Annotated in this window: 3 protein-coding genes; 2 read left to right on the forward strand and 1 reads right to left on the reverse strand. The window is 56.5% G+C overall.

Going from position 1 to position 7102, the window contains the following annotated elements:
* Positions 1-40 precede the first annotated feature (40 nt).
* Positions 41-4111 carry a P-loop NTPase fold protein gene (locus ACKTEK_RS08785; protein WP_409164850.1) on the reverse strand — a complete coding sequence of 1357 codons (4071 nt, stop codon included), beginning with the start codon at positions 4109-4111 and terminating at the stop codon, positions 41-43.
* Between the two features lie 372 nt (positions 4112-4483).
* Between ACKTEK_RS08785 and ACKTEK_RS08790 the strand changes: the two genes are divergently transcribed.
* On the forward strand, positions 4484-6820 hold the full coding sequence (locus ACKTEK_RS08790) for a 4Fe-4S binding protein (RefSeq protein ID WP_409164851.1): 2337 nt from the start codon (positions 4484-4486) through the stop codon (positions 6818-6820).
* 4 nt (positions 6821-6824) lie between these two features.
* Positions 6825-7102 (forward strand): twin-arginine translocation signal domain-containing protein (locus tag ACKTEK_RS08795; protein ID WP_409164852.1); only part of this gene is annotated, 278 nt, incomplete at its 3' end.

Raw genomic sequence — 7102 nt, forward strand, 5'->3', positions numbered from 1 at the left:
ACAAAGCGGGTGACGATAACTGGCTCACACATTCTGTGCGTTATCTATCGAACTCCTCATTTAGCTTGCGCAGTCGGCCGGAAGAGGGAATTGCATTGGCAAGGACGCCCATCTGTTCTTCATCAAGCTTGCCCAAGACCTCGTCATTGCGTTCGAGCGCCCTTAAGCCACCCAGATCGGCTATTTGCCGGGTCACAGAGTCCAACTCTCCTCCCGTCAACGAGGGAAGAGATAGAATCATATGTTTCGCCAACTCGCTCTTGGCGCTCGTCGAAGTGCACGCCTGCCCGATCTGAGCCAGCCGTTCGACAAGCGCAGTTCTCGTCTTCGTTCGCTCCGTGTCCTTCAGCAATGCTTCAACTGAAGCCGGAGAGCTCGCAATTTCTGCGTCTACGACGTGTACAAGAATCCGGTTCCGTTGCTCATCGTTCAGGCCATCATCGGCAAGAAAATCTATCGCAAACTGCGGATCACTGGCGGAAATAGCCGAAATCCAGAATTCGAGTGCACCATCGGGTCTTTCAAACAGTGGCACAGGTGACGAGCCAAGGATAAGTCTAGCCGCTTCGAGCCGTTTGTCCTCGTCGAAAGCCTTCGATGTAGCGGCCAATAACGAGGACAGATCGCCATTCTGCAAATCCTGCGCCTGGGGCTGTATGAGAATATTCGTTACATTCGCAGGCGTCAGGATCGTTGTTACGAAACTGGACAATGCTGAAACACGGCCCGGCACTGTACTCCACACGAGCGGCGTGACGTCCGCTATTCCTTGATTGCTTCCCGCATCCGACAGACCTCGCACTGCCATGTCGCAAACTGATTCATATACGTCACCGATCCCCTTGTTGCCGGGTTGCTCGCGAATGAACTGACATGCCCTTACCACTATATCATCCGGCCTATAGTCGCCGATTTGTTCATTCGGCTTAGGCCATACGCCGATCATGCACCGATGAACGACGACATATGGCTTGGGCGTGCCGACCGCATTTGCAAGCAACGGGGTCAATATCTGCGCAACCTTCCCATTAGCAGCAAATTTGAACAAGTTCGATGAAATCGGCAGGAATTGACGCAGATAGGCTGGGGTGTTGTGCATCGCGTTGATTCGATCCAATTGCCGCACAAGATGATCCCCAAGCGGAGCCTCTGACCATGCGACGTCCGGCATGCTCTTCACGAGCGCGCTATAACCCTCGACAGATTCTTCAACTGGCGCGTCCGTGTTTATTATCTCATCCATCTTGACCACGAGCTGGTTGTTTGCAGCTTCGTCAATTGATCCGAAATTGCGCCCCAGATAGTCTAAAATGCCTTTCGGCTGCGTGGAGATTTCCTTCTTGCTGAGTTCGGAAATAATCCGGTCCCAAGATACCTTCGCCTGCCTCTTCAACAGGTCCAGTGTGCGAACAGCAAATTGCTCCCGCAAATCATCTTTAGCCCATTGCAGAACGAGTTTTTCTAGCGCTTCTGCCGTTGTCAGGTCGATATCCGCGCACCACTCCGCAGTCAGATCGTTAAATTTGGTCGCGCCCTCGCCCGCCTCGAGCGGCCAAGTTTTCCCATCTTCCATCTCATTGCTGAGACGGTTGGCGAACGCGATGAGAAACGCCCGTCGTTGATCCGGATTAGCCAGATCGCTGTAGAGTGCAGCATCGGCCCACGCGGTCGCAGCCGCCGACTGAGGTTGGACGCCTACGAGCCGAGTAAGTTGGTTCCACAGCACATCACGCTCTTGCTGTCCGAGCTTCGCAGTGTCAGCGAGTATCGAAGAAATTTTCGGGAGGACGGCGGCTGTAAATTCGGTAGTGGTCACTGGCCCTTCGAGTTCACCGATGGCTTGATCTGAGTAGTCAGTCCCAAGATATTCCGGAAGAAGACTACGATGCCTGTCTACCCACGCCTCAAGTTCGGTGAATGGCAATGTCTGCGATTCGGTTCCGAGGCGGATTTCACGTTTCAACAGCCAACCCCTGAGCATGGTGTCCGCACTGGCAGATAGGCCGTTGGACTCTTTTACGTCCAAGGCTAAATCGACTGTGTCCCTGACAGCGCCTATCACCTCATCTAGGTTGGGTTCGCCACCTGTGGCCAGACGCCAATTCAACGGCTCTAAATTCAAGAGATCAGCGATAAACCTTTCGGCAATGTCCCGTCGATCCTCGGCAGTTGCGCCTTCGATGATCTGCTGGGCGCGCCCTGGCTGGATGTTCATACGAACGGCCTTAAGCGCTGCCATTTGTCGTATTAGCGGAGACAGAATTCTGCGTCTCCGCTCCATAGGTATACGGTCTACCAAGGCGGCCAAAACCCGCGCGGCGCTGGTGCGGCGCGCCTCGGTTTCCTGCGGCAAAGCCTCGCCAAAATCCTCGAGCAGCAGAGTATCTTCGTCCGTTAGGGGTTTGTCGTCTAAATTCCGTCCAAACGCTTCAAGCACGCCCATAACATCGCCGGACACGAGGCTGTCAAAGACAGCAGCCGCTCTATCGCCGAACTTCCGTGTGATCGGGTCTTCAGCAAGCCGCAGCAGCGGCTGCAACACGACGGGCCACCGCAGGTCTGCCAGACTGGAAAGATAACGTCTGAGCTTTCTATGATCGGCCCGCACTTCGCCGGTGAGAATGCCGTCCTTGTCTACAACGAGGAAGTCCTTGAGTAGTTCGCGTGCCTGTGGCGCCAGTTCCGATGGTAACTTGCCGCCAAATACTGCGCTGCGGAACTCCTGTATGATTTCGGGGCGGTTCTGCACCGCATCGTAGAAGTCGGGAAAATCGACGCGAAGCACGCACAATGCGGCCAATGACAGCGGATGGTCGGTAACAGCGCCTTTGTGCAATTCACCGGGTGCATTGGAACCAACACCGTTGCGTTCGCGCAGGCTGGCAATCCACCACGACTGTATGAAGGCATTCAAAAGCTGAATGGCGTTTCGTGGGCTTTGCACATCGACATGGATCAGTCGATCTATTACGTCTTCAAGAGCTACATTCCGCTTTTTGAGATCAGTCGCTACGTTCTCTATCGCTTGGAGCTTCTTCAGTGCAAAATCGCGCATGTCCAGTTTTGGAAACTGCGGGATTTCCAACCGAAACTGAAACAGGCGGTCAAGATACCGGCGTGCATCGCCGCGCGAAAATACCGCGCCCGGCAAGTCAGAACTGCCGAGCCCGCTTCGCCGCTTGATCGCTTCCGCGATCTTGTCCTCGTCGCATGAAATGACAAAAACAACACCGAAGCCGTTTTCCGACGTGTTAAATGGCAACTCAAGAAACGTGCGGATGGCGTCGAGACCGGCCACCATTTCCGGTGCCGACAGTCGGTCCAGATCGTCGACAAAGACAACCAGCCGTTCGCATTTCCGGCCGGCGCCCTTTCTGAATTTGTTGATCTGCTCCGTTAGTAAGTGCTCGTATTCTTCCGCCGAGGTCGCGGGAAACGAAACCGACGTTTGCGGCAGAAACCGCGCTGGTGAGCGAACGCGGAGGTCAACGATGTTCCTTGCGAACCAACCTGTCAGGCCTATCGCTGCCAGGGTAACCCACACTACTGACTGGTGGCCCGTCATCCCGGTCGACCATACAAAGAGCGCTGTGATCGCCGCCGCTGCGAGAAAGAGCAGCAACAATACGACCGCACTGCCGATGATCTGGCCAAACGACTCGCCAAACCATTCTAGAAACGACCGCCGTTCATGGGTAACTTTGTTGATCTGCTCAAACAGACGTTGTCGTAGAGCGTTCTCGTCGCCACCGAGCTGTTTGAACGCTTCCCGTAGCAGTGCGCGCTTCAAGTCCTGCTCACCGCCAAAACGCCACGCATTGAACGTGATGACATGAATATGATCGATCCGGCGGTTGCCGACCGATTCGGTCTTGTCATCTTCCAGATCTCGCCGATACAGAGCCTTGATTGAACTCTTACCGGTCCCCCACGGCCCTAGCAGCCCGACGCTGAACGGCGGTCTGTTTGTGGGCGCCTCGACCAGATCCCTCAACGCCTCCGCGTAGTCTTGATGTCCGAACGCGTCCGCTCTGCGATCCTCCAATTCCTTGTCGAGGATGCTGGGCATTGCCCTTGGCGGAACAATCTTTTGCTTAGGGGGTTTATTCATAAAAGCGCTTCTGTCGTCTGATACCAGTTTGGCAAAATGGAGCAATAGTATTGCCTCAATACCACAGTTGAACAACTCAGTTATGCCGACAGATATTTTGAACGTCGTCTTTCCACCGCTCTTGGCTCAAAGGCCGACGGTCCCCTCGCGGCCTGAATCGGACGTTCGTCACCACACGTCGAGAGTCCACTTCCCACCCAAACTAGCCATTTAATTTCCACTCAAAATCCACGCCCTAGAGTATCGTTAAAAACTCCGATGGAGCTGTCCGCGAATTGTAGCTTCTCAAACTTGTTTGCAGTTCTGCAAAGAAGGCTATGAACGCGGTGAATAAATGTTGGTCAGCAATTTTCCTAAAGCTGATCAATCCGGATGTCATCGCCAAAGCAAATTTCGACCGTACGCATTCGCGGTTCCCGCAAGGGGGTTTCGCCTTGCGAGCAGAACCGAGGTCTGGTTGTCGCGATTGCGCAAATTGGCCGCGCGCTGCTGATTTCCTGTATTGCCTGGTTCGGCCTTGCCGCTGATGCGATAGCCGCCCCCCTCATCTCCGATTTCATCGACAAGGTCGAGCTTCAGGACATCGTCCCGGAAGCTGATACGCTCGGGAGCCTGCGAGATGATCTGCCTGTCTATGAAGCCCGCAAGGGCGGCGCTGTTGTCGGCTACGTCTTCCTGACCTCAGACTTCGTCACCACGACGGGGTATTCAGGCAAGCCGATCCATGTGGTCATGGGCGTTGCCCCGGACGGCAAGATCACCGGCGTACGGCTAGTCAAGCACACCGAGCCGATCGTGCTTGTGGGCATCCCGGAAAGCGCGATCCGCGCGGTAATCGCAAAATACACCGGCCTCGATCTGGCGGCCGAGGCGGAATCGAGCGGTTCCGCGCATGATCTGGATATCGTTTCCGGCGCCACAGTCACCATCATGGTCATCGACGATTCCATCGTGCGCGCAGGGCTGCGTGTTGCGCGGCAACTGGGACTCGGCGGCCTTCAGGCGGACAAGGTTTCCGAAGGCCCGGGGAAGCGGATCATTCCGTTCGAGACTGATAATGCTCCTGTCTCCGACTGGCAGACGCTTGCAGGCGACGGCTCGATCCGCACACTCAAGCTCGATCTCGGCCAGGTCAATCAAGCCTTTATCGCATCAGGCGATCAGCGCGCCATTGCGCGGCCCGAGCCCGGCGATGAAAGCGATACATTCATCGAAATGCACATGGCACTCGTCAGCGCGCCGGAGATCGGCCGGACACTGCTGGGCGACGACGAGTACGCCAATCTCACCGAATGGCTGGACGACGACGAACAGGCCATACTTGTCCTTGGCCGCGGGCGTTATTCCTTCAAGGGTTCCGGCTATGTGCGCGGTGGCATTTTCGACCGCATACAGCTGATCCAGGGCGACAATTCCGTCCGTTTCCATGACAAGATGCACCGGCGCCTCGGTCGGCTGGCGCCCGAAGATGCGCCCTCCTTCGCCGAACTGGATCTGTTCCGCATTCCCGCCGATACCGGTTTCGATCCGGCAGATCCCTTCCGTCTGCAATTACTGGTGCAACGTGCAGTCGGCGCGATCGACAAAGCTTTCATCACCTTCGATCTCGGCTACAATCTTCCCGACCGCTTCCTCGAAGCGATCCCGTCGGAGACACCGAAGACCGTCGATGATGGCAGTGCAGCAACCCAGGATGCGGCCTCGGACCCCGGCGAACTGAGCCACTTGTGGAATCGCATCTGGTGGCAGAAGCGCTATGAGGTCGGTATCCTTGCCGCCGCGATTATCATTCTGACTGGCGTCTTCTTCTTCCAGATGCAGGTCACGCGAAGCGAGCGCTTCGTCTTCTGGTTCCGCATCGCATTCCTGACGGTCACGCTGGTCGTACTCGGCTGGCACGCCAACGCGCAGCTTTCTGTCGTCAACGTGCTGGCTTTCTTCAACGCGGCCATGAGCGACTTCACCTGGTCCGCATTCCTGATGGACCCCCTGATCTTCATCTTGTGGTTCTCGGTCGCTGCATCGCTGCTGTTCTGGGGACGCGGCGTCTTTTGCGGCTGGCTCTGTCCCTTCGGCGCCCTGCAGGAACTGACCAACAAGATCGGTCAGTATTTCAAGATCCCACAATACAAGCTGCCCTGGGGCCTGCACGAACGGCTGTGGCCGATCAAATACATGATCTTCCTGGGCCTGTTTGGTCTGTCGCTCTATTCCCTGGAGATGGCCGAGCAATATGCGGAAATCGAGCCTTTCAAAACCGCGATCATCCTCAAGTTCCAGCGTGACTGGCCGTTCGTTCTCTTCGCGGTCGCGCTGCTGACAGCAGGTCTCTTCGTCGAGCGCTTCTACTGCCGCTACCTCTGCCCACTGGGAGCTGCACTGGCGATCCCCGCAAGGATGCGGATGTTCGATTGGCTGAAGCGCTACCGCGAGTGCGGCAACCCCTGCCACCGCTGCAAGAATGAATGCTTCGTCCAGGCGATCCATCCCGACGGCAGCATCAATCCCAACGAATGCCACCAGTGTCTGCACTGCCAGGTTCTCTACCAGAGCACGGCCAAATGCCCGGTCGTCATCAAGCGGGAGGCCCGGCGCGCCAAGGACATGAAGGCAGCGGGCATGGCGCCCGCACACGATCCCGCGGCGGATTTAGTGAGTGCCGCAAACGAGCTCTTGGCTCAAGGAAGTCCTGACCGAAAAAGGAGGTAGTCCCATGTCGGCAGAAGAAACCAGGAAAAAAGGCCTATCACGCAGAACGATGTTGACCGCATCGGCAGCCACCGCTGCCCTTGTCGGCACCGGAGCCGGTGGATCACTCATGCCAGCACTCGGCCCGAACAAAGCCCATGCCCAGGGCAAGGGCAACTACAACCTCGAGCCTGGCGAGCTTGACCCCTACTACGGGTTCTGGTCGTCGGGCCAGACGGGCGAACTGCGCATTCTCGGCTTCCCGTCCATGCGCGAACTGATGCGTGTGCCGGTGTTCAACCG

This window comes from Tepidamorphus sp. 3E244 (assembly GCF_046159835.1).
Lineage (GTDB): Bacteria > Pseudomonadota > Alphaproteobacteria > Rhizobiales > Tepidamorphaceae > JACKJK01.